The 19,818-nt window shown below is 69.1% G+C and carries 12 protein-coding genes; all 12 read left to right on the top strand.

Annotated features, from left to right (window positions below; translation table 11 throughout):
• The first annotated feature begins 8 nt into the window (after nt 1-8).
• Nucleotides 9-1,358 (top strand): FHA domain-containing protein, encoded by a 1,350-nt coding sequence (locus tag ITJ62_RS12315; protein WP_194602296.1) that lies wholly within the window; start codon nt 9-11, stop codon nt 1,356-1,358.
• Nucleotide 1,359: 1 nt separating this feature from the next.
• Nucleotides 1,360-3,003, top strand: coding sequence for a serine/threonine-protein kinase (locus tag ITJ62_RS12310; RefSeq protein WP_194602293.1), 1,644 nt, complete (start codon nt 1,360-1,362; stop codon nt 3,001-3,003).
• Between the two features lie 39 nt (nt 3,004-3,042).
• Entirely contained in the window at nt 3,043-3,804 is a 762-nt protein-coding gene (locus ITJ62_RS12305; protein ID WP_194602290.1) for a hypothetical protein, read from the top strand.
• A gap of 102 nt (nt 3,805-3,906) precedes the next feature.
• On the top strand, nt 3,907-9,165 hold the full coding sequence (locus ITJ62_RS12300) for an Ig-like domain-containing protein (RefSeq protein ID WP_194602287.1): 5,259 nt from the start codon (nt 3,907-3,909) through the stop codon (nt 9,163-9,165).
• A gap of 50 nt (nt 9,166-9,215) precedes the next feature.
• The gene (locus ITJ62_RS12295; RefSeq protein ID WP_191940624.1) at nt 9,216-10,184 is read left to right on the top strand and encodes a MoxR family ATPase; all 969 of its coding nucleotides are present in this window, start codon (nt 9,216-9,218) and stop codon (nt 10,182-10,184) included.
• Nucleotides 10,181-11,560, top strand: a complete 1,380-nt coding sequence (locus ITJ62_RS12290; protein ID WP_194602285.1) for a DUF58 domain-containing protein — start codon at nt 10,181-10,183, stop codon at nt 11,558-11,560. The genes ITJ62_RS12295 and ITJ62_RS12290 overlap by 4 nt, the downstream gene beginning before the upstream one ends.
• Nucleotides 11,557-14,010, top strand: coding sequence for a transglutaminase-like domain-containing protein (locus tag ITJ62_RS19340; RefSeq protein ID WP_194602281.1), 2,454 nt, complete (start codon nt 11,557-11,559; stop codon nt 14,008-14,010). Before ITJ62_RS12290 ends, ITJ62_RS19340 begins: the two co-directional genes overlap by 4 nt.
• A 37-nt stretch (nt 14,011-14,047) precedes the next feature.
• A complete protein-coding gene (locus ITJ62_RS12280) occupies nt 14,048-14,689 on the top strand; it encodes a spermidine/putrescine ABC transporter substrate-binding protein (RefSeq protein ID WP_194602278.1) in 642 nt (213 codons plus the stop codon).
• A gap of 120 nt (nt 14,690-14,809) precedes the next feature.
• A complete protein-coding gene (locus ITJ62_RS12275) occupies nt 14,810-16,285 on the top strand; it encodes a hypothetical protein (RefSeq protein ID WP_194602274.1) in 1,476 nt (491 codons plus the stop codon).
• Between the two features lie 347 nt (nt 16,286-16,632).
• Nucleotides 16,633-17,007: a 30S ribosomal protein S12 gene (gene rpsL, locus ITJ62_RS12270; protein ID WP_056008169.1), complete on the top strand. Its 375-nt coding sequence runs from the start codon at nt 16,633-16,635 to the stop codon at nt 17,005-17,007.
• Complete coding sequence (gene rpsG / locus ITJ62_RS12265) at nt 17,007-17,477, top strand: 30S ribosomal protein S7 (protein ID WP_064296707.1); 471 nt, start codon at nt 17,007-17,009, stop codon at nt 17,475-17,477. Before rpsL ends, rpsG begins: the two co-directional genes overlap by 1 nt.
• Nucleotides 17,478-17,564: 87 nt before the next feature.
• Entirely contained in the window at nt 17,565-19,679 is a 2,115-nt protein-coding gene (gene fusA, locus ITJ62_RS12260) for an elongation factor G (RefSeq protein ID WP_064296706.1), read from the top strand.
• Nucleotides 19,680-19,818: the final 139 nt, after the last annotated feature.

The raw sequence follows: 19,818 nt of genomic DNA, 5'->3' as shown, positions 1-19,818 counted from the left end.
GAGTGGCCGTGTACTCGTACGAAATGGAACCGGCCGAGGTCCGCCGTTGGCTCGCTGTGGCGGGGCCCGGCAGACTGGTGCTGGTCGACGCCCAGGGCGACGACACCGCCGCTGCCGCATTCGCCGCAGACCTCCCGGGCGACGCCTCGCTGTCGCTGATCGTCGACCGGCTGGCCGCCGGCGGTCTCTCGAACACGCCCGCGTTCGCCGCGGCCGTCTGGGACGAATCGGGCGCGACGGTCATCGTGCGCGGGCTCGCGGCCGCCGTCGTGACGAGCGCCGCCGGGACCGAGACGGTCCTGGGCGCCCGCGCGACCACCTGGGTCGAGGAACACCACGCCGACGCGGTGAGCGTCACGCTCCGGAGCGACCAGCCGAACCCGTCCGGCGTGCGCCTCCCGCTCGGGTCGGGAGCCGTCTGGACGACCTCCATCACGGCGACCCTCGACGAGGAGGCCACGGCTTCGCTCGCCACTCCGACCACCGACGAGCGCCGGCCGACCGAGTCGTCCACGAATGCGCCGACGGCGGCGGAGCAGCTCGCGGCCCCGCCCGCCCCGGCCCCCGCGGAGCCCGCTGCATCCGCGGCGACCTCGGACGACGGGACGAACGGCGACGAGGCGACCCCGGTTGCGCACGTCGAGCCTGTTCAGCCGCTCCACGTCGTGCCGTCCGTCTCCGACACCCAGTTCTTCCACGACGAGGACGACCCGGACGAGACCCCGACGACCCCGGAGGAGCCCGTCGACGAGGGCTACGACTTCCTGTTCGGCCAGACCGTGCTGCGTCCGGTCGGTGCGGCGGCGGTCGACGAGGCGGGCGACGCCGAACGCGCCGCGGCCGAGGCGTCGGCGCACCAGCAGGCGGCAGCCACCGCGGTCGCCGCGCCGGAACCCGCAGCAGCAGAACCATCGGACCTCGGCGACCACGACGGCCACACGATCCTCGCCGAGGATCTCGCCGCTTTGCGTGCGCGTCGCGCGGCCGAGACCCCACCCGTTCGATCGACCACCCCGTCAGCCACGCCGCTCACCTACCTCGAACTCCCCGGCGGCACTCGCCAGTCGCTCGCCTCGCCCGTCGTCCTCGGCCGGGCGCCGAGCGTCTCGCAGGTCCCGGCGTCCGTCGTCCCGACACTCGTCACGCTCACGGGTGACGACATCTCGCGGAGCCACGTGCGTGTCGCGGTCGAGGGCGGCACGGTCGTCGTCACCGACCTCCACTCGCGGAACGGCACGCAGGTCGTCCTGCCCGGTCAGGCACCGCAGTCCTTGCGACCAGGGGAGCCGACGCCGGTGATCGTCGGGACCGTCATCGACCTCGGCGGCGGCGTCGCGCTGCGCGTCCGAGAGGGCTGACGTGCGCCGTTCACCCTCGCAACCGCCGGCCATCCCCGGGCTGCGGTTCGAACGACAGCTCGGAGCCGGTGGGTTCTCCGACGTCTTCCTGTACGAGCAGCAGCTGCCGAGGCGTCAGGTCGCCGTCAAGGTGCTCCTCGCCGAGCACCTCAGCGAGCAGACCCGCGAGGCCTTCGTCGCCGAGGCGAACCTCATGGCGCAGCTCTCCGCGCACCCCTACATCGTCACGATCTACACGGCGGACGTCGCTCCGGACGGACGACCGTACCTCGCGATGGAGTACTGCGCGGGGCCGAGTCTCGCGGAGCAGGCGAAGCTGCGGCGGTTCGCCGTCGCCGATGCACTGCGCACCGGCGTCCGCCTGGCCAGTGCGGTGGCGACCGCACACGCGGCCGGCATCCTCCACCGCGACATCAAACCGGCCAACGTGCTCACCAACGCGTACGGCTGGCCGGCGCTGACCGACTTCGGCATCTCGCAGGCCGTCGAACTCGAGGTTCCGACGACCGCCGGCCCCGGGCGCCCGGGCGACGTCGGTTCCACCGGTGCCTCGGGCACGCAGACGGTCGGTCTCTCCATCCCCTGGTCGCCGCCCGAGATGTTCGAGGACGAGCCGCATCCGGACGTGCGGTCCGACGTGTTCTCCCTGGCCGCGACGGTCTACACGCTGCTCGCCGGACGGACGCCGTTCGAGATCCCCGGACAGTCGAACGGTGCGGCCGACCTCATCAGCCGGATCGAGCGCGGGACCGTCACCCCGCTCGGGCGCGACGACGCACCGGCTTCCCTCGTCGCGACGCTGCAGAAGGGCCTCGCGAAGGACCGCGCCAACCGTTTCGAGAGCGCCGTCGACTTCGCTCGGGCGTTGCAGCGCGTCGAGATGGAGCTGGCCTACGCGCCGACGCCCATCGACATCCCGAACCTCGTGCAGCCGCAGTCGCAGGCCCCCCGACCGGACACGTCCAGCAGTGCGTCGGACGAGACGCGGGTCCGGCAGGTCCCGACGGTCGAGGCCCAGCCCCGACCCGGCGTGCCGAGCGTGCAGCCGTCGGTCGGCGACGAGACGGTCGTCCGCTCGGCGGGACCGCTCGTGCAGCCGATCCAGCCCTCGGCCCCGATCATCGTCGGAGCGGCCTCGGTGCCCTCCGAGACGATCCGCCGCGACCGCCTCGAGACCGCGGCCGCAGTTCCCACGGAGGACCCCGATGCCGATGCGGCCGGACGAGGCGGACGCCGCCGGCTGACCCGCCTCCTCGTCGTGGGCGGCGTCGCGGTGCTGGCGGTCGGCGGGATCGCGGCCGGGATCATCTGGCAGGGGGCGGCCGCCGACCCGAAGCCCACGGCCGCCGCGACCGGGGCGCCGATCCAACTGAGCGACGTCCCCTCGCCGAAGCCGTTCGGCGTGAACATCAGCGAGGACGGCAGCGTCGTCACCTTCATCTGGGACAACCCGGACCCGCAGGACGGCGACTCGTACATCTACCAGGTGACGAGCAGCGGCAAGAATTCGCCGAAGGTACCGACCTCGACGTACGCGGTCGACCTGAAGCCGAGCGCTCCGGGCGCGCAGCTGTGTATCGAGGTGGTGATTGTCCGAGGCGGCGTCACCTCACCCGATCCACTCGAGATGTGCTCGCAGCAGTAGCGGGAGCGAGACGATGACCGACCACAGGGGGACCAGACGATGAGCACGGACGAGGCGACGGACACCGCGACGACGAAGACGGCGGTGCGCGTCGAGTTCTGCGGCGAGGAGTACGCCGTGGACGCACGCAAGCCGTTCCTGATCGGGCGCGAGGGCGACCTCGTCGTCGACGAGAACCCCTTCCTGCACCGCACCTTCCTCAGTGTGACCTTCGATGCCGGGCTCTGGTGGCTCACGAACATCGGGAACACCCTCTCCGCGACGGTGACGGACACGACCGGTAACGTGCAGGCGTGGCTCGCGCCCGGTGCCCGGCTCCCGATCGTGTTCCCCGAGCTGCAGGTGTTGTTCAGTGCCGGGACGACGACCTACGACTTCACGATCACCTCGGACCTCGAGTACTTCAGTCCGTCGCAGCTCTCGACGACCACCGCCGGAACCACGACGGTCGGGCCGATCCACCTGACGAGCAGCCAGCGCCTCCTCATCGTGGCCCTGGCAGAGGACGTCCTGCGCCAGGCGTCGCCCGGTCGCGGCGAGATCCCGGCGTCCGCCGCCGCTGCCGCCCGCCTCGGTTGGAGCCAGACCACCTTCAACCGCAAGCTCGACAACGTCTGCGACAAGCTCGACAAGTTCGGTGTCCAGGGGCTGCGCGGCGGGCCGGGGAAGCTCGCGACCGGCCGTCGTGCACGGCTCGTCGAGTACGCGGTCTCGACCCGACTCGTGGACGCCAGCGACCTCCCGCTCCTCGACCACGCCGATCAGGCGGATGTCGGCGGGGGACAACCCGCTCGCGGTTGACCCCCGCAACCGTTTTCCATTGCCGACTTGTTTGTTAGAGTGACTCCGCGTTTGCAGCGTGGCGCATCGACCGATGCTTGACCGAACATCACCTGGGGGACCGTGAGCAACTGGAGCGCCTGGCTGCGCAAGCGCAAGACGGCGGCGTCCATCACGGCCCTGTCGGTCCTCGTCGCCGTACCGGTGACCGCCGCGCTCATCCACCAGGGTTTCCCCGTCACGGAGGTCGACCTCGAGTCCCGCGACGTCTGGGTCACCAACGGCGAGTCGCTCCTTGCAGGGCGTCTCAACGATCAGATCTCCGAACTCGACGGTGCCGTGTCGACGGCGTCGAACAACGCCGACGTGCTGCAGGACGGCGACGACGTCTTCCTCCAGGACAAGGCGCTCTCCTCGCTCGAACGCATCGATCCGGCCTTCACGAGCCTCATCCAGCGTGTCTCGCTGCCGACCGGCGCGACGGTGCACTACGGCGGCGACCGACTCTCGGTCGTCGCGGGGGAGACCGGCAAGCTCTGGTCCGTCGATGCCGCGGGGGAGCTCCGCTTCGACCCCACGGAGACGAAGCCGATCGTCTCCATCGGCAAGGCAGGTCAAGCGGTCGTCACCTCGACGGGCACCATCCTCGCGGTCGCACCCGCGAAGGGGCTCCTCTACCGCATCCTGCCCGACGGCACGAAGACCGAGTCGAAGCTCCCGAAGCTCGACGACTACCAGTTGAGCGCTGCCGGTGAGCAGGCGGTCATCCTCGACCTGAAGTCCGGCGAACTCGTGAAGCAGGACGGCTCCGTCGTCGAGCTGCCGGGCAAGCCGCTGAAGATCCAGGAGCCGTCGGCATCGGACGACGCCGCCGTCATCGCGACCGGTGACTCGCTCGTCCGCGTCCCACTCGGCGGCGGCGACCCGGAGGTGCTCGACGCGGACGTCACCACAGCGGCGACGAGTGCGGCCGAGGTCACGGCACCGGTCAACCTCGACGGCTGCATGCACGGAGCCTGGGCCTCCTCGAGTCGGTACGCCGCCGAGTGCGCCGACAAGAAGCCGGTCATCGAGGACATCAACCCGGAGACCATCGGCCAGCAGCTCGTCTTCCGGGTGAACCGCTCGGTCATCGCCCTGAACAACGTCCAGACCGGCAACTCCTGGCTCGTCCAGGCGAACATGCGCCTCGTCGACAACTGGGACGAGGTGACACCCCCGCAGGAGGAGGACGGCGAGGACGGCGACGAGAAGGCGTCCGAGCAGTCCTTCGAGGACACGCTCGCCGAGCGCACCGAGGAGAACCGTCCGCCGATCGCCCGCGACGACGCGTTCGGCGTCCGTCCGGGTCGCGCGACGGTCCTGCCCCTGCTCGACAACGATTCCGATGCGGACGGCGACGTCCTGACGATCCAGAACACCAGCGACGTCGCGGCGGAGACCGGCAAGCTGGAGTACATCGACGGCGGGCGTGCGCTCCAGTTCACCCCGGCCGAGGGGTTCGTGGCCGGGACGACGTCGTTCCGCTACTCCGTCAACGACGGCCGCCCAGGCGGCGTGGCCGAAGCGAACGTGAGCATCGCCATCAAACCGCCCGAGGTCAACGAGCCGCCGACGTCCCATCGCGAGGCCGCCGTGTCGGTCGAGGCCGGGCAGACGGTCACCTACAACGTGCTCGCCGACTGGCGTGATCCCGACGGCGACGACATCTTCCTCCAGTCGGCGTCGCCGGCGTCCAGCGACCTCGTCCGGTTCACCCCGGACGGGTTCGTGACGTTCACGCACGCCTCGCCCGAGATGGGCCCGCGCGACGTCAAGTTCGTCGTGTCCGACGGGGTCACCTCGGCGGAGGGCACCCTCAAGGTCGACGTGCAGCCCGCCGGAGCCTTGAGCCCGATCGGGACACCCGACTTCGTCTCGACCTTCGTCGGCGAGTCCGCGCTCGTCCAACCGCTGGCGAACGACCAGTCCCCGAGTGGGGCCCCGCTCGGCCTCATCGGTGTCGAGGCCCTGCAGGGCGGACTCGTGTCCTCGCCGAGCCTCGAGAAGCAGTCGGTCACCGTGTCCTCGAACGAGCCCGGCACCTACTACCTGAAGTACACACTCGGCGCCGGCATCGCCTCCAGCATCGGGCTCATCCGCGTCGACGTCCTCGAGAAGCCCACCGACGTGCGGCCGCCGGTCGCCGTGAAGGACGAGGGATATCTCCGGCCGAACGAGACGATCACGATCCCGGTCCTCGCCAACGACGAGTCACCGGGCGGGCAGGTGCTCGCCGTGCAGTCCGTCTCCGTTCCCGACGAGTCGACCTCGTTGTCCGTCGAGGTCCTCGACAGCGCGGTCATCCGCGTCTCCTCCTCCGCGCCGATCGAGCAGCAGCTGCAGTTCACCTACGTCGTGTCCGACGGCACCTCGTCGGCGACGGCGGCGGTGACCATCGTCCCGGTGCCACCGCTGCCGAAGCATCAGGCACCGGTCGCGACCGATGACGCGGTCGTCGTCCGCGCGGGCGACATCGCCAACGTCGCGGTGCTCGAGAACGACTACCACCCGGACGCGGCGGTCATGCTCGTCGATCGCGAGCTCGTCGAGGATCCGACCGCCGGCCTCGCGTTCGTCGACGACGACGAGGTCCGCTTCCAGGCGCCGAGCGAACCGGGCACCTACACGACGACGTACCGCGTGTACGACACCTTCGGTGAGGCCGACACGGCGACGGTCACGTTCAACGTGGTCGGCGAGGACAAAAAGAACAACCAGCCGCCCGTGCCGCAGCTGCTCACCTCGCGCGTGTTCGCGGGTGCGACGGTCCGCGTGGACGTCCCGCTCGACGGGCTGGACCCGAACGGTGACTCCGTCGTCGTCGACGACATCGCCTCGGCACCGTTGCTCGGTCGGGTCATCGAGCAAGGGAGTACGTGGTTCGTCTACGAGGCGGCTCCGGACTCCTCCGGGACCGACACCTTCCAGTACCGGGTGAAGGACACCTACGGTGCGGTCGCCGTCGGCACGATCAAGATCGGGGTCATCGGACGCCCGGAGGTCGACGGCCAGCCGAACGCGGTCGACGACTACATCGAGGTCCTCCCGGGCAAGGTCGCTTCCGTACCGGTGCTCTCGAACGACTCCGATCCGAACGGGTACACGCTCAAACTCGAACCGAAGCTGCTATCGGTCGACGACGGCCTCACCGCCGAGGTCAGCAAGAGCCGTGTCGTCATCGAAGTGCCGGAGGAGGAGGCGTTCTTCACCGTCCGGTACCAGATCACCAACGGCAAGGGTGGCATCGACAGCGCCTACATCCAGGTCAAGGTCACGAAGGACGCGAAGCCGCAGTTCCCCGAGGCGGATGACCACGTCCTCGAGGACGCCGACATCGTCGGCAAGAAGACCATCGACATCGACGTGCTCGACGGCGCGCAGAACCCCGGTGGGCTGATCGACGACCTGCAGCCGAGCGTCGAAGGTGTGAACGCCGCCTCCGGCGAGGTCCGCGACGGTGGCACCATCCGGGTGACCCTCACCGACCGACGCCAGGCGATCGCCTACCGCCTGACGGACCCGGTCACGCAGCTGAGCGGCGCCGCGTTCATCATCGTGCCGGCCGCGACCGACGGCGAACCGCCTCGGATGAAGAGTCCGTTGCCGGAGCAGATCGTCAAGGTCAATGAGACGCGCACCTGGAAGCTCTCCGACATCACCGAGGCGCCGTCCGGCAAGCCCGTCACGATCGCCTCAGAGGGCAGCGTCGTCAACTTCCGCAGCAACGGGACCTCGAGCTACGTCGACGACGCCACGATCACGTTCACCCCGGCGAAGGACTACCGCGGCCCCGCCTCGGTGAGCTTCGAGGCCACGGACGGTCGCGAGAGCAAGCTGCTCACACTGCCGATCACGGTCGGAGACCCGGACCTCGAGGACGTACCACCGACGTTCACCCCGGTGACGATCCCCGTCGAAGCGGGTGAACCGGCGATCGTCGTCGACCTTCGCGCCTCGAGCGACCACCCGAACCCGAAGATCCTCGCTGCTCTGTCCTACCAGGGCCTCACCGGGACGACGGCCGGTGTCCAGGGCAGTCTGTCCGGGTCGCAGCTCACGGTGTCCGCTCCGCAGGGCACGCAGCCCGGGACCTCGGCGACCTTGAACTTCACGGTGACCTACAAGGAGTACTCGATCCCCGGATCGGTGCAGGTGCAGGTTGTGTCCTCGAGCCGTCCCCTCCCACGGGCGATCGACGACCGCGTCGAGGAGGGCCGGAAGAACAAGGCCGAGTCGATCAACGTCCTCGCGAACGACTACAACCCGTTCCCCGACACCCCGCTCAAGGTCCTCGACGCCACGGTGGAGAGTGCTCCGGCGGGTGGGGCGACGGCCACCGTCTCCGGAGGCTCGGTCACGGTCACGCCCGGGTCGTCCAAGAGCGGTACCGTCAGCGTCATCTACACGATTCAAGATGCGACCAACGACCCGAACCGACGCGTGCAGGGTCGCATCACCGTCATCGTGAAGGACGTGCCCGATCCGCCGTCGCTCAGCCTGAAGAGTGCGAAGAGCGGCAAGATCACCGTCGTCGTCGGCGGTTCGCCGGCGAGCAACGGCTCGCCCATCGACTACCACGCGGTGAAGTGGAGCGGCGGCGGGGAGAAGCAGTGCGCCCCCGGCAACGACTGCACCTTCGACGTGACGAACGGGCAGAGCTACACCTTCACCGCCTATGCCCACAACGCCGTGGGTCCGAGCGCAGGTTCGAACGAGATCTCGGCGACCGCCTACGGCGTGCCGAGTGCGCCACAGAACGTCTCGCTGAAGTCGTCAGGTGATGCGCCGGCGACGTTGACCATGCGGTGGAATGCTCCCGCCGACACCGGTGGACAGGTCGACAAGTACCACTGGCGGATCATGAGCGGCTCCAGCACGGTGCAGACCGGGACGACAGGTGGCACCAGTGACTCGGTGGGTGGCATCGGCGCCGGTACCTACCAGGTCTACGTCTCTGCGGAGGGTCCCGGAGGTACCGGACCTGAAGGCGGGCCGGCCGAGGTGACGGTGAACAATCCGCCGCCGCCGAAGCCGAGCGGCTCGCTCTACAAGTCCGGTCAACCGCACGCATGTCAGAGCGGCGGTACCGGTTGCTACGACGTCGGAGTCCGCTACGCCGACGTCCCGAATGGCAACTACGACGTGCAGATCCAGCGCAATGGCTCGGCGGTGGGTTCGACCTCGAACATCAACGCCAGCGGGACGGGCAGTTTCGTCCACAACAACCACCTCGGCGTCATCCCCGCCGGTGAGACGATCACCGCGTTCTTCCGGAACACGGCGACGGGCGAGACGTTCAGCATCGGGGCCACCTCAGCAGCCGCATGGAACGCGATGTAGCGGCTCGACCGTCCACCTCTCCCTCCTACACGAAAGCAACCAACACCTCCATGACTGTCACGCAGGAACAGGCCACCTGGTTCGCCGACGCGTTCGGCAAGCTCGTCGGCAACGTCGAGCAGGCCATCCTCGGCAAGGAGCACGTCATCAAGCTCGTCGTCACGGCCATGCTCTCGGAGGGCCATGTGCTCCTCGAGGACTACCCGGGCACCGGCAAGACCGTGCTCGCCAAGGCCCTCGCGAACACGCTCGACGGCACGAGCTCGCGGATCCAGTTCACGCCCGACCTCCTGCCGTCCGACGTCACCGGTGTGACGATCTACGACCAGGGCAAGGGGATCTTCGAGTTCCACAAGGGGCCGATCTTCGCCTCGATCGTGCTCGCGGACGAGATCAACCGTGCCTCGCCGAAGACGCAGTCGGCACTCCTCGAGGTCATGGAGGAGGGCATCGTCACGATCGACGGCACGAGCTACGAGGCCGGCCAGCCCTTCATGGTCATCGCGACGCAGAACCCGATCGAACAGGCGGGCACCTACAAGCTGCCCGAGGCGCAGCTCGACCGCTTCCTCATCAAGACGACGCTCGGCTACCCCGACCGCCAGACCTCGGTGAACCTGCTGCTCGACGCTTCCAACCGGGCACGCGCGACGAAGGTGCAGCCGATCATCGCCTCCAGCGCGGTCGTCACCATGGCGCAGCTCGCCACCGAGGTGCACGTCGACGGCAGCATCCTCGAGTACGTCGCCGACGTCGTCGCGGCGACGCGGGACGACCAGGACGTCGCGCTCGGCGTGAGCATGCGTGGTGCCCTCGCCCTCGTGCGCGCGGTCAAGACCTGGGCGATCTCGCAGGGACGCACGTATGTCACCCCCGACGACGTCAACGACCTCGCGCAGGCCGTCCTGGCGCACCGCATCATCATCGACCCCGAGTCCGACTTCGCCGGCGTGACCGCGCAGGACGTCGTCGCCCGGGTCCTCGTCAGCATCGCTCCGCCGGCGTACCGCGCAGCATGAGCGAGACCCTCGAGCAGCGCGCCGCCGCCGCGCCGGACGGACCCGATCCGGTCCGCACGGCGACGGTCGGCGCGCCTGCCGAGGCAGGCGCCGACGGCCCCGATGCGCACGTCGACGGTGCGCAGGCTCCCGCTCGGCGGCCGAACCCGTTCCGCAGCGCGCTCGACGGCATCGGTGCCGTCGTCGTGCCCTGGGCCCGGGTCGTCTGGTCGGCTGCGCAACCCGTGCTCGCTGTGGTCAGCGGCCTCGGCTGGGTCGTCCTGGCGATCGGCGTCATCGCGACCGTCGCCGGTTTCATCCTGGGATGGACGGAACTCGTGTTCCTCGGCTTCGTGCCGTTGGCCGCGTTGCTGGCCTCCGTGGCCTACCTCTTCGGGCGGTCGACCTTCCGTATCTCCATCCACTTGAACCCCACCCGGGTGACCGTCGGCGAGCGCGCGATCGGGCAGGTCCTCATCGCCAACCCCGGCAACCGCGCCACGACGCCCACGCGCCTCGAGGTCCCCGTGGGCTACGGCCTCGCGGAGTTCGCCATTCCGGCGATCCCGAAGGACGGCGAACACGAGGAACTGTTCGCCGTTCCGACGAACCGGCGAGCCGTCATCCCGGCTGGGCCCGCCGTGTCGGTCCGTGGCGACCAGCTCGGCCTGTTGCGCCGCGAGGTGCGCTGGACGGAACCGGTCGAGCTCTTCGTGCATCCCGAGACCACGCGCCTCCACCCGACGGCCGCCGGTCTCATCCGCGACCTCGAGGGCCTCGTCACGAAGACGATCACGAACAACGACATCTCCTTCCATGCGCTCCGCGGGTACGTCCCCGGCGACGACCGCCGCTACATCCACTGGAAGTCCTCCGCGAAGACGGGCCAGCTCATGGTGCGGCAGTTCGAGGAGACGCGGCGGTCGCAGCTCACCATGGTGATGACGACCGACTCCCGCTATTACGCCGACGACGAGGACGAGTTCGAGTTGGCGGTGTCGCTCACCGCGTCGATCGCGACCCAGGTGATCCTCGACCAGGTCCCGATCAGCGTCGTGACCGACCGGCTCGCGCTGCGGACCCACACCGTGACCTCCTTCCTCGACGACAGCTGCCGTCTGCAGCTCGCCGAGGGCACCTTCGACACCCCGCGCACCTTCGCCCGGGAGACCACGAAGCGCCTGCCGGCACCGAGCGTCGTCATCATCGTCGCCGGTTCGCGACTCGAGGCGCAGGAGTACCGGGGCATCCAGCGCCTCTTCGGTCCCGACGTCAACGTGTTCGGCATCCGCGTCGAACGCGGTGCACGGGCCGGCATCAAGGACGTCGCCGGGATGAACGTCATGACGGTCGGGGCACTGAGCGACCTCGCCAAGGTCATGTCGAGGGCGCTGTGAGCGGGGTCGACGAGCGCACGACGGTGCGCCCGCCACGCGCGGCTGCCGGGTCCGCCGCGGACGTCGACGTCCAGGGCATCGTCCCGACCTTCGTCGCGCCGTGGCCGTTGCCCGGCCGCTCCTGGATCGACCTCGCGGTCGTCTTCGTCCTCGCGGCCCTCGGCCTGCTCGGCTTCGGTGCGGCGCTCAGCGGCACCGGGTTCCTCCTCGCCGGTCTCGGTGGCCTCGCCCTCGGCATGGCGGTGGGCGTCGCCTCCCACGCCCTCCGGCTGAACGCCCTCCTGACCGGCCTCTCGACCGTCCTCGTCTTCTACGTCTTCGGCAGTGCCCTGGCGATGCCGTCCGTGGCGACGTTCGCGGTCCTCCCGAACCTGCGGACCCTCGGTGGCATCAGCATCGGCGCCGTGTTCGGGTGGAAGGACTTCGTCACCCTGCAGACCCCGCTGAGCGCGCCCGCGTACATCATGACCCTGCCCTACGTTGCGGGGCTGCTCGTCGGTGTCGTCTCCGCCGTGCTCGCCGTCCGCTGGCTGCCACGGCGTCCGCAGATCGCCGTCCGCTGCGCCATCGTGCTCGTCGGCCCGACCGTGCTGTACGCCCTCGGCGTCCTCCTCGGCACGCAGACGCCCTTCCTGGCGGCCGTCCGCGGGATCGCGTTCGCGCTCATCGCCCTTCTCTGGCTCGGGTGGAGGCCGGGTGCCGGTCGTGGCGAGAACGCGGCAGCGTCGACCACCGCCGTCCTCCGTCGCAAGAAGATCATCGGTACGGCGGTCCTCGCCGCGGTCGCGGTCGTCGTCGGCGGCGGCGCGGCCGTCGTCGCCTCGCCACCCGCGGACTCCCGGTTCGTCCTCCGCGAGGTCGTCACCCCGCCGTTCGACCCCCTGGAGTACCCGAGCCCGCTCGCCGGGTTCCGCGAGTACACGAAGGACCTCGCCGAGACGAAGCTCTTCACCGCCACCGGTCTCGAGCCGGGGGATCGGATCCGTCTGGCGGCCATGGACAGCTACGACGGACGCCTGTGGACCGTCTCCGGGCCCTCCACGGCGACCGACGGGTCCGGTGCCTTCGAGCTCGTCGGCGATCACCTTCCCGGACCGCAGCTCATGACACCGGGCAGCGACCGACGGGTGTCGATCGACATCACCGGCTACGACGACATCTGGGTGCCCAGCGTCGGGTACCCGAGCGCGCTCACCCTCGACGGCAAGGCGGCGGAGCGATCCGAGGACATCCGCTACAACGCCGAGAGTGGCGCGGCCGTCATCACCTCGGGCATCGGCACGGGCGACGACTACGAGGAGCGGACCACGACGCAGGCGGTCCCGAGCGACACGGCCCTCGCGACGACGCCGACCGCAGCGGTCGAGCTGCCGCCCGTCACGAACATCCCGGACATCGTGGTCGCGAAGGCCTCGGAGTTCGTCGGTACCGAGACGACGCCCATGGGGCAGCTGCGCGCGATCGAGCAGACCCTCCGCACCACCGGGTTCCTCAGCCACGGGCTCGCCTCGGACAGCTCTCCGTCGCGCGCCGGCCACGGTGCCGACCGGATGTCGGAGCTGTTCACCCGCACTCCGATGGTCGGCGACGAGGAGCAGTACGCGTCGGCGTTCGCGCTCATGGCCCGCTCGCTCGGCTACCCCGCACGGGTCGTCATGGGCTTCGCGCCCGAGGTGACCGAGGGCCAGGGTTCGGTGCAGGTCGTCGGAGACGACGTGACGGCGTGGGTCGAGGTGCCCTTCGAGGGCTACGGCTGGGTGGCGTTCTCACCGACCCCCGATGAGACCGAGATCCCGCAGGACCAGGACCCGAAGCCCAAGACCGAGCCGCAGCCGCAGGTGCGTCAGCCGCCGCGCAGCGACAACCTCGACGACAGCCTCCTCACCGAGGCCTCGATCGACGACGGCGACGACAAGGACAAGAACGACGGACTCGTGATCCCGGAATGGGTGTGGTGGCTCGCGCTGATCGTGGGTGTCCCGGTGTCGCTGTACTTCATCCCGCTCCTCGCCATCTCGGGTGCGAAGCGTCGGCGGACGAAGCGTCGCCGCGCGGGCGGTGGTGATCGCAGTGCCGCCGGTGCGTGGGACGAGCTGATCGACCGCTACGCCGAGCTCGGGTACACGGTGCCCCCGGCCGCCACGCGGTTGACCACGGCATCCGCGCTCGGAGCCCAGGAACCGGAGGGCGCGACCACGCTCACCGCGCTCGCGGGGACGACCGACGACGTCGTCTTCTCCGGTCGTGACGTGGACGACACGACGGCCGACGAGCTGTGGCAGCGGTCGGAGGCCGAGGCGTCACGGGCGCAGGGAGCGCTCGGCTGGTTCGCCCGCCAGCGGAGCCGGTTCCGCTACCGCGCGAAGCGGAGTCTCGTGAGTCGGCTGCAGCCGACCGGTTCGCTCGCCCGGCGAGCAGCACGCGACCAGCGCGCCACCGGAGGTCGCTGAGGCCGATACAGCCGCCGAGGCGCTACCCTCGGTCAGTATGGAGCGCTCGCTCGAGACCAGCGTGAGCCAGGCCGTCGACGCCTGGCTCCGGTGGCTGCCGCGCTGGCACCCCGCCGCCCACCGCGGACGCACCCGGATCTGCCGCCGGTGCATCGGCTCCCCGATCCTGCGCGCAGCCGGCCTCGTCGACGACGTCCCGCACCAGGTGCAGCACGGTCTCGCCACCCGGATGAAGGCCCTCGTCGATCACGCGGTGGCGGAGTACACCGAGCAGAACCTCCCCGTCCTCCGTGCCGAACTGCGTGCCGCCGACCTGCGCGAGGCGCAGCGCTCCTACCGTCCGGGGGAGGGGCTCGACCCGGAGTTCGACGGCCTGCAGCTCGACCCCGACCCGGATCCCGGGCAGCCCTACCTCTTCACCCTCGCCGAGCTCGGCGAGTCCCAGGCGAGGACCGTCCCACCACCCCCGCCGTTGTCGGACGACGCGAAGGAGGCGCTGCGCACCGAGATCGCCCTCGCCGACCAGTGCGCGAACGAGACCGGGCGCCGCATCTGCGAACTGCTCGTCGGGCACCGCCTCGCCATCCACGACGCCGTCGAGCGGTACGTCGAACCGCAGGTCACCGCGCTCCTCGACGACCTCGCGCTCGAGCTCGATTCCCCCACCTCGCCCTGGTAGCCGTCGGGGTCCACCCGGACGCAGGAGGGGAGATCTCCCCATCGTGCTGTCCGACACCCGTCACTATACTTTCGAGCACTTGTCATCAGCACGATCCATGCTCATTGGGGGCGCAACACCATGACCGATCCCGGAGATCAGAACCCGCAGCAGCCCCAGTGGCAGCGACCGCCCGCCCAGCCCGACCCGCAGCAGGGATGGCAGGGGAACGGCCCACAGCAGTCGGGCTCAGGCCAGCAGCAGACGGGTCAGTACGGACAGCAGTCGCCGTACGGGCAGTCGCCGACCCAGCCGTCAGGGCAGTACGGGCAGCAGTCCGGCCAGTACGGTGAGCAGTCGTCCGGCCAGCACAGCCAGCAGACGGGTCAGTACGGCCAGCAGACCGGTCAGTACAGCCAGCAGACCGGTCAATACGGTCAGACGGCGCAGTACGGCCAGCAGCCGACCGAGCAGTTCGGTCAGCAGGGCACCGGACAGTATGGCCAGCAGCCCACGGGGCAGTACGGCCAGCAGCCCACCGAGCAGTACGGCCAGGCGCCGTACGCGCAGGGGGCCGGCGGCTACGGCGGCGGCCAGCAGCCGCCCAAGAAGAAGCTCTCGAAGAAGGGGCTCACCGGCATCATCGCCGGCGGAAGCGCCCTCCTCCTCATCATCGTCGGTGGCATCGTCGGGGTCAGCGTCGGCAACGCCCTCCACGCCCCGGAGGTGACGGTCAAGAGCTACCTCGACGCCCTCAAGTCGGGCGACGCCGAACAGGCGCTCAAGCTCTCCGGTACCGAGGTGTCGGCGGCCGACGTGCTGCTGACCGACGACGCGTACAAGGCGGCGTCCGGCAAGGTCTCCGGCTACACGATCGGGAAGACGACGACCAGCGGGAACACCGCGACCGTCGAGGCCCGTCTCACCCAGGGTGGCGAGAGCGTCGACCAGGAGTTCACGCTCACCAAGGTCGGCAAGGACGCCGTGCTCTTCGACAAGTGGAAGCTCGAGGCACCCGAACTGAGCACGGTCCAGGTCGACGTGGTCGCCCCTGAGGACGCGGTCGCGACGGTCGGCGGCGTCGACCTCACCGACGTCGAACCGATCGCCGAGGGTTCGTACCAGCTGCGTGCCCTCCCGGGTACCTACGACGTCGCCCTCAGCGAGAGCGACTGGTACACCGCCGAGGCGACGACCACGACGGCCGTGGGCTTCGGTCAGGCCGCGGAACCCGCGACGCTCGCCGTCGCCCTCACCGACGCCGGGACGACCGCCGTCGAGGAGGCCGTCAACGCGTACATCGACGGCTGCGGCGCGGCGACGGAGCTCGCCCCCGAGGGGTGCCCCTTCGAGATCCGCAACGACACCGGCTTCACGCCTTCCGGCGTGACCTGGAAGTTCGACACGCGCCCGACCTTCACGGTCGGCGACTTCGCGGGCGGCGGCTGGACCGTCGACTCCGAGACCGTCGGACGCATGTCGATGACCTGCACGCTGACCGACCCGGCCACCGGCCAGACCGGCCCGGGCTACAGCATCAACCCCGTCGACTTCGTCGTCGGCGGCACGATCGAGGGCTTCACCGACGAGGGCGCGACCTTCGTCCCGTCCCCGTAGACGCCGAGCTGAACGGCCCCTGGGAGCGATGCTCCCAGGGGCCGTCATCGTTTGACCACAGCCTGTCGGCGGGCTAGTCTTGGTTGGGTGTGCGCGCTGTCGTGCGCTCTCGTGCTGTCCACGTTCTCCGGAGCCTGGCTCGGGGGAGTGGACAGCAGTCTTGCACCATCGGGTTGATCCCCGCCGGGCTGGTCCCGGTTGCAGATCGCCCCCACGGCATACCCACCACGAAAGCGACGCGCACTCGCGCGGCGCCGGTGGGTCCATACGACCTCGTGATCCGGGAGACCGGTCCACGAATGCTGCAGTACCACTGTCACCGTGCAGTCATCATCAAGGAGCAAGTAGTGCCAACCATTCAGCAGTTGGTTCGGAAGGGCCGCAGCCCCAAGGTCGTCAAGACCAAGGCGCCCGCCCTGAAGAGCAACCCCCAGCAGGCCGGCGTGTGCACCCGCGTGTACACCACCACCCCGAAGAAGCCGAACTCGGCGATGCGCAAGGTCGCCCGCGTGAAGCTGCGCAACGGCACCGAGGTCACCGCGTACATCCCCGGTGAGGGCCACAACCTCCAGGAGCACTCGCTGGTCCTGGTCCGTGGTGGTCGTGTGAAGGACCTCCCGGGTGTCCGTTACAAGATCGTCCGTGGCGCCCTCGACACGCAGGCCGTCAAGAACCGCAAGCAGGCTCGCAGCCGCTACGGCGCGAAGATGGAGAAGAAGTAATGCCTCGCAAGGGTCCAGCTCCGAAGCGTCCCGTCGTCGCCGATCCCGTCTACGGCGCCCCCATCGTCAGCCAGCTCGTCAACAAGATCCTGCTGGACGGCAAGAAGGGCCTCGCTGAGCGCATCGTCTACGACGCACTCGAAGGCGTCACCGCCAAGAACCAGGGCGACGCCGTCGTCACGCTCAAGAAGGCGCTCGACAACGTCCGCCCGACCCTCGAGGTGCGTTCGCGCCGCGTCGGTGGTTCCACCTACCAGGTGCCGGTCGAGGTCAAGCCTCACCGCGCCAACACCCTCGCCCTGCGCTGGCTCGTGAGCTACGCGAAGGGTCGCCGCGAGAAGACGATGACCGAGCGTCTCCAGAACGAGATCCTCGACGCATCGAACGGTCTCGGTGCAGCCGTCAAGCGTCGTGAAGACACGCACAAGATGGCCGAGTCGAACAAGGCGTTCGCGCACTACCGCTGGTAGTCGCCGCCCGATGCGAGGGCGGGCGATCCGCCCGCCCTCGCGTCACCGAGTGAATCAGCTCACCCTTACCTATCCCCGGAGGACCCCGTGGCACAAGACGTGCTCACCGACCTGAACAAGGTCCGCAACATCGGCATCATGGCCCACATCGATGCCGGCAAGACCACCACCACCGAGCGCATCCTGTTCTACACGGGCGTCAACCACAAGATCGGCGAGACCCACGACGGTGCGTCGACGATGGACTGGATGGCGCAGGAGCAGGAGCGCGGCATCACCATCACGTCCGCCGCGACGACCTGCTTCTGGAACAAGAACCAGATCAACATCATCGACACCCCCGGCCACGTCGACTTCACGGTCGAGGTCGAGCGTTCGCTCCGCGTCCTCGACGGCGCGGTCGCGGTGTTCGACGGCAAGGAGGGCGTCGAGCCCCAGTCCGAGACCGTCTGGCGTCAGGCCGACAAGTACGACGTCCCGCGCATCTGCTTCGTCAACAAGATGGACAAGCTCGGCGCCGACTTCTACTTCACCGTCGACACGATCATCAGCCGCCTCGGCGCGAAGCCGCTGGTCATCCAGCTGCCGATCGGTGCCGAGTCGAACTTCGAGGGCGTCGTCGACCTCGTCGAGATGCGTGCGCTCACCTGGCGCGGAGACGCCAAGGGTGACGTCGAGATGGGCGCCAAGTACGCCATCGAGGAGATCCCGGAAGACCTCAAGGAGAAGGCGGCCGAGTACCGCACCGCGCTCCTCGAGGCCGTCGCCGAGACCGACGACGCACTCATGGAGAAGTACTTCGGTGGCGAAGAGCTGACCGTCGCGGAGATCAAGGCCGCGATCCGTCACCTCACCATCACGAGCACGATGTACCCGGTCCTCTGCGGCTCCGCGTTCAAGAACCGCGGCGTCCAGCCGATGCTCGACGCCGTCATCGACTACCTCCCCTCCCCGCTCGACGTCCCGGCCATCGAGGCCCACGACGCGCGCGACGAGGAGAAGGTCGTGGAGCGTCACCCCGACTCGACCGAGCCCTTCACCGCGCTCGCGTTCAAGGTCGCGGTGCACCCGTTCTTCGGTCGCCTGACGTACGTCCGCGTCTACTCGGGTCGTCTCGACTCCGGTGCGCAGATCATCAACTCGACCAAGGGCAAGAAGGAGCGCATCGGGAAGATCTTCCAGATGCACGCCAACAAGGAGAACCCGGTCGACTTCGTCACCGCCGGTCACATCTACGCGGTCATCGGCCTGAAGGACACCACCACCGGTGACACCCTGTCCGACCCGCAGCACCAGGTCGTCCTCGAGTCGATGAGCTTCCCGGAGCCCGTCATCGAGGTCGCGATCGAGCCGAAGACCAAGGCCGACCAGGAGAAGCTGGGCACCGCGATCCAGAAGCTGGCCGAAGAGGACCCCACGTTCCGCACCGAGCAGAACACCGAGACCGGCCAGACGGTCATCAAGGGCATGGGCGAGCTCCACCTCGACATCCTCGTCGACCGCATGAAGCGCGAGTTCAACGTCGAGGCCAACGTCGGCAAGCCGCAGGTCGCGTACCGCGAGACCATCAAGCGCAAGGTCGAGAAGTACGGCTACACGCACAAGAAGCAGACCGGTGGTTCGGGTCAGTTCGCGAAGATCCAGTTCGATCTGGAGCCGATGGACGTCACTCCGGAGACGACCTACGAGTTCGTGAACGCCGTGACCGGTGGTCGCATCCCGCGCGAGTACATCCCGTCGATCGACGCCGGTTTCCAGGACGCCCTGCAGGTCGGTGGCCTCGCCGGCTACCCGGTCGTGGGTGTCAAGGCGATCATCACCGATGGTGCGGCGCACGACGTCGACTCCTCGGAGATGGCGTTCAAGATCGCCGGCTCGATGGGTCTCAAGGAGGCCTACTCGCGTGCCAACCCCGTCCTCCTCGAGCCGCTCATGGCGGTCGAGGTGCGTACTCCTGAGGAGTACATGGGCGACGTCATCGGAGACCTCAACTCGCGCCGTGGACAGATCCAGTCCATGGACGACGCCACCGGCGTCAAGGTCATCCGTGCCAACGTGCCGCTCTCCGAGATGTTCGGCTACATCGGCGACCTCCGGTCGAAGACCTCTGGTCGTGCCGTGTACTCGATGACGTTCGAGAGCTACGCGGAGGTCCCGAAGGCTGTCGCCGACGAGATCATCCAGAAGAACAAGGGCGAGTAGTCACTCACTCTCTCTTCACCGCGGTCCGGCCGGGTGTGCGAACACCCGGGCGGATCGCGTAACATGAATACACATCCCTGCAGTGCGTCGGGCATCGAATGGTGCCCGGCGTCCCGCACAACGTCCTGAGGAGGACTCA

Source organism: Plantibacter sp. VKM Ac-2876 (assembly GCF_015350715.1).
In the GTDB taxonomy this organism is placed as follows: domain Bacteria; phylum Actinomycetota; class Actinomycetes; order Actinomycetales; family Microbacteriaceae; genus Plantibacter; species Plantibacter auratus.
The sequence above is the reverse complement of the archived record's forward strand: the minus strand, read 5'-3'. Positions and strand labels throughout refer to the sequence as shown.

Coding starts and splice junctions, on each gene's coding strand:
- ITJ62_RS12305 (WP_194602290.1), top strand. CDS start 3,043: ATGAGCACGGACGAGGCGACGGACACCGCGACGACGAAGACGGCGGTG.
- ITJ62_RS12295 (WP_191940624.1), top strand. CDS start 9,216: ATGACTGTCACGCAGGAACAGGCCACCTGGTTCGCCGACGCGTTCGGC.
- ITJ62_RS12290 (WP_194602285.1), top strand. CDS start 10,181: ATGAGCGAGACCCTCGAGCAGCGCGCCGCCGCCGCGCCGGACGGACCC.
- ITJ62_RS12280 (WP_194602278.1), top strand. CDS start 14,048: ATGGAGCGCTCGCTCGAGACCAGCGTGAGCCAGGCCGTCGACGCCTGG.
- ITJ62_RS12275 (WP_194602274.1), top strand. CDS start 14,810: ATGACCGATCCCGGAGATCAGAACCCGCAGCAGCCCCAGTGGCAGCGA.
- rpsG (WP_064296707.1), top strand. CDS start 17,007: ATGCCTCGCAAGGGTCCAGCTCCGAAGCGTCCCGTCGTCGCCGATCCC.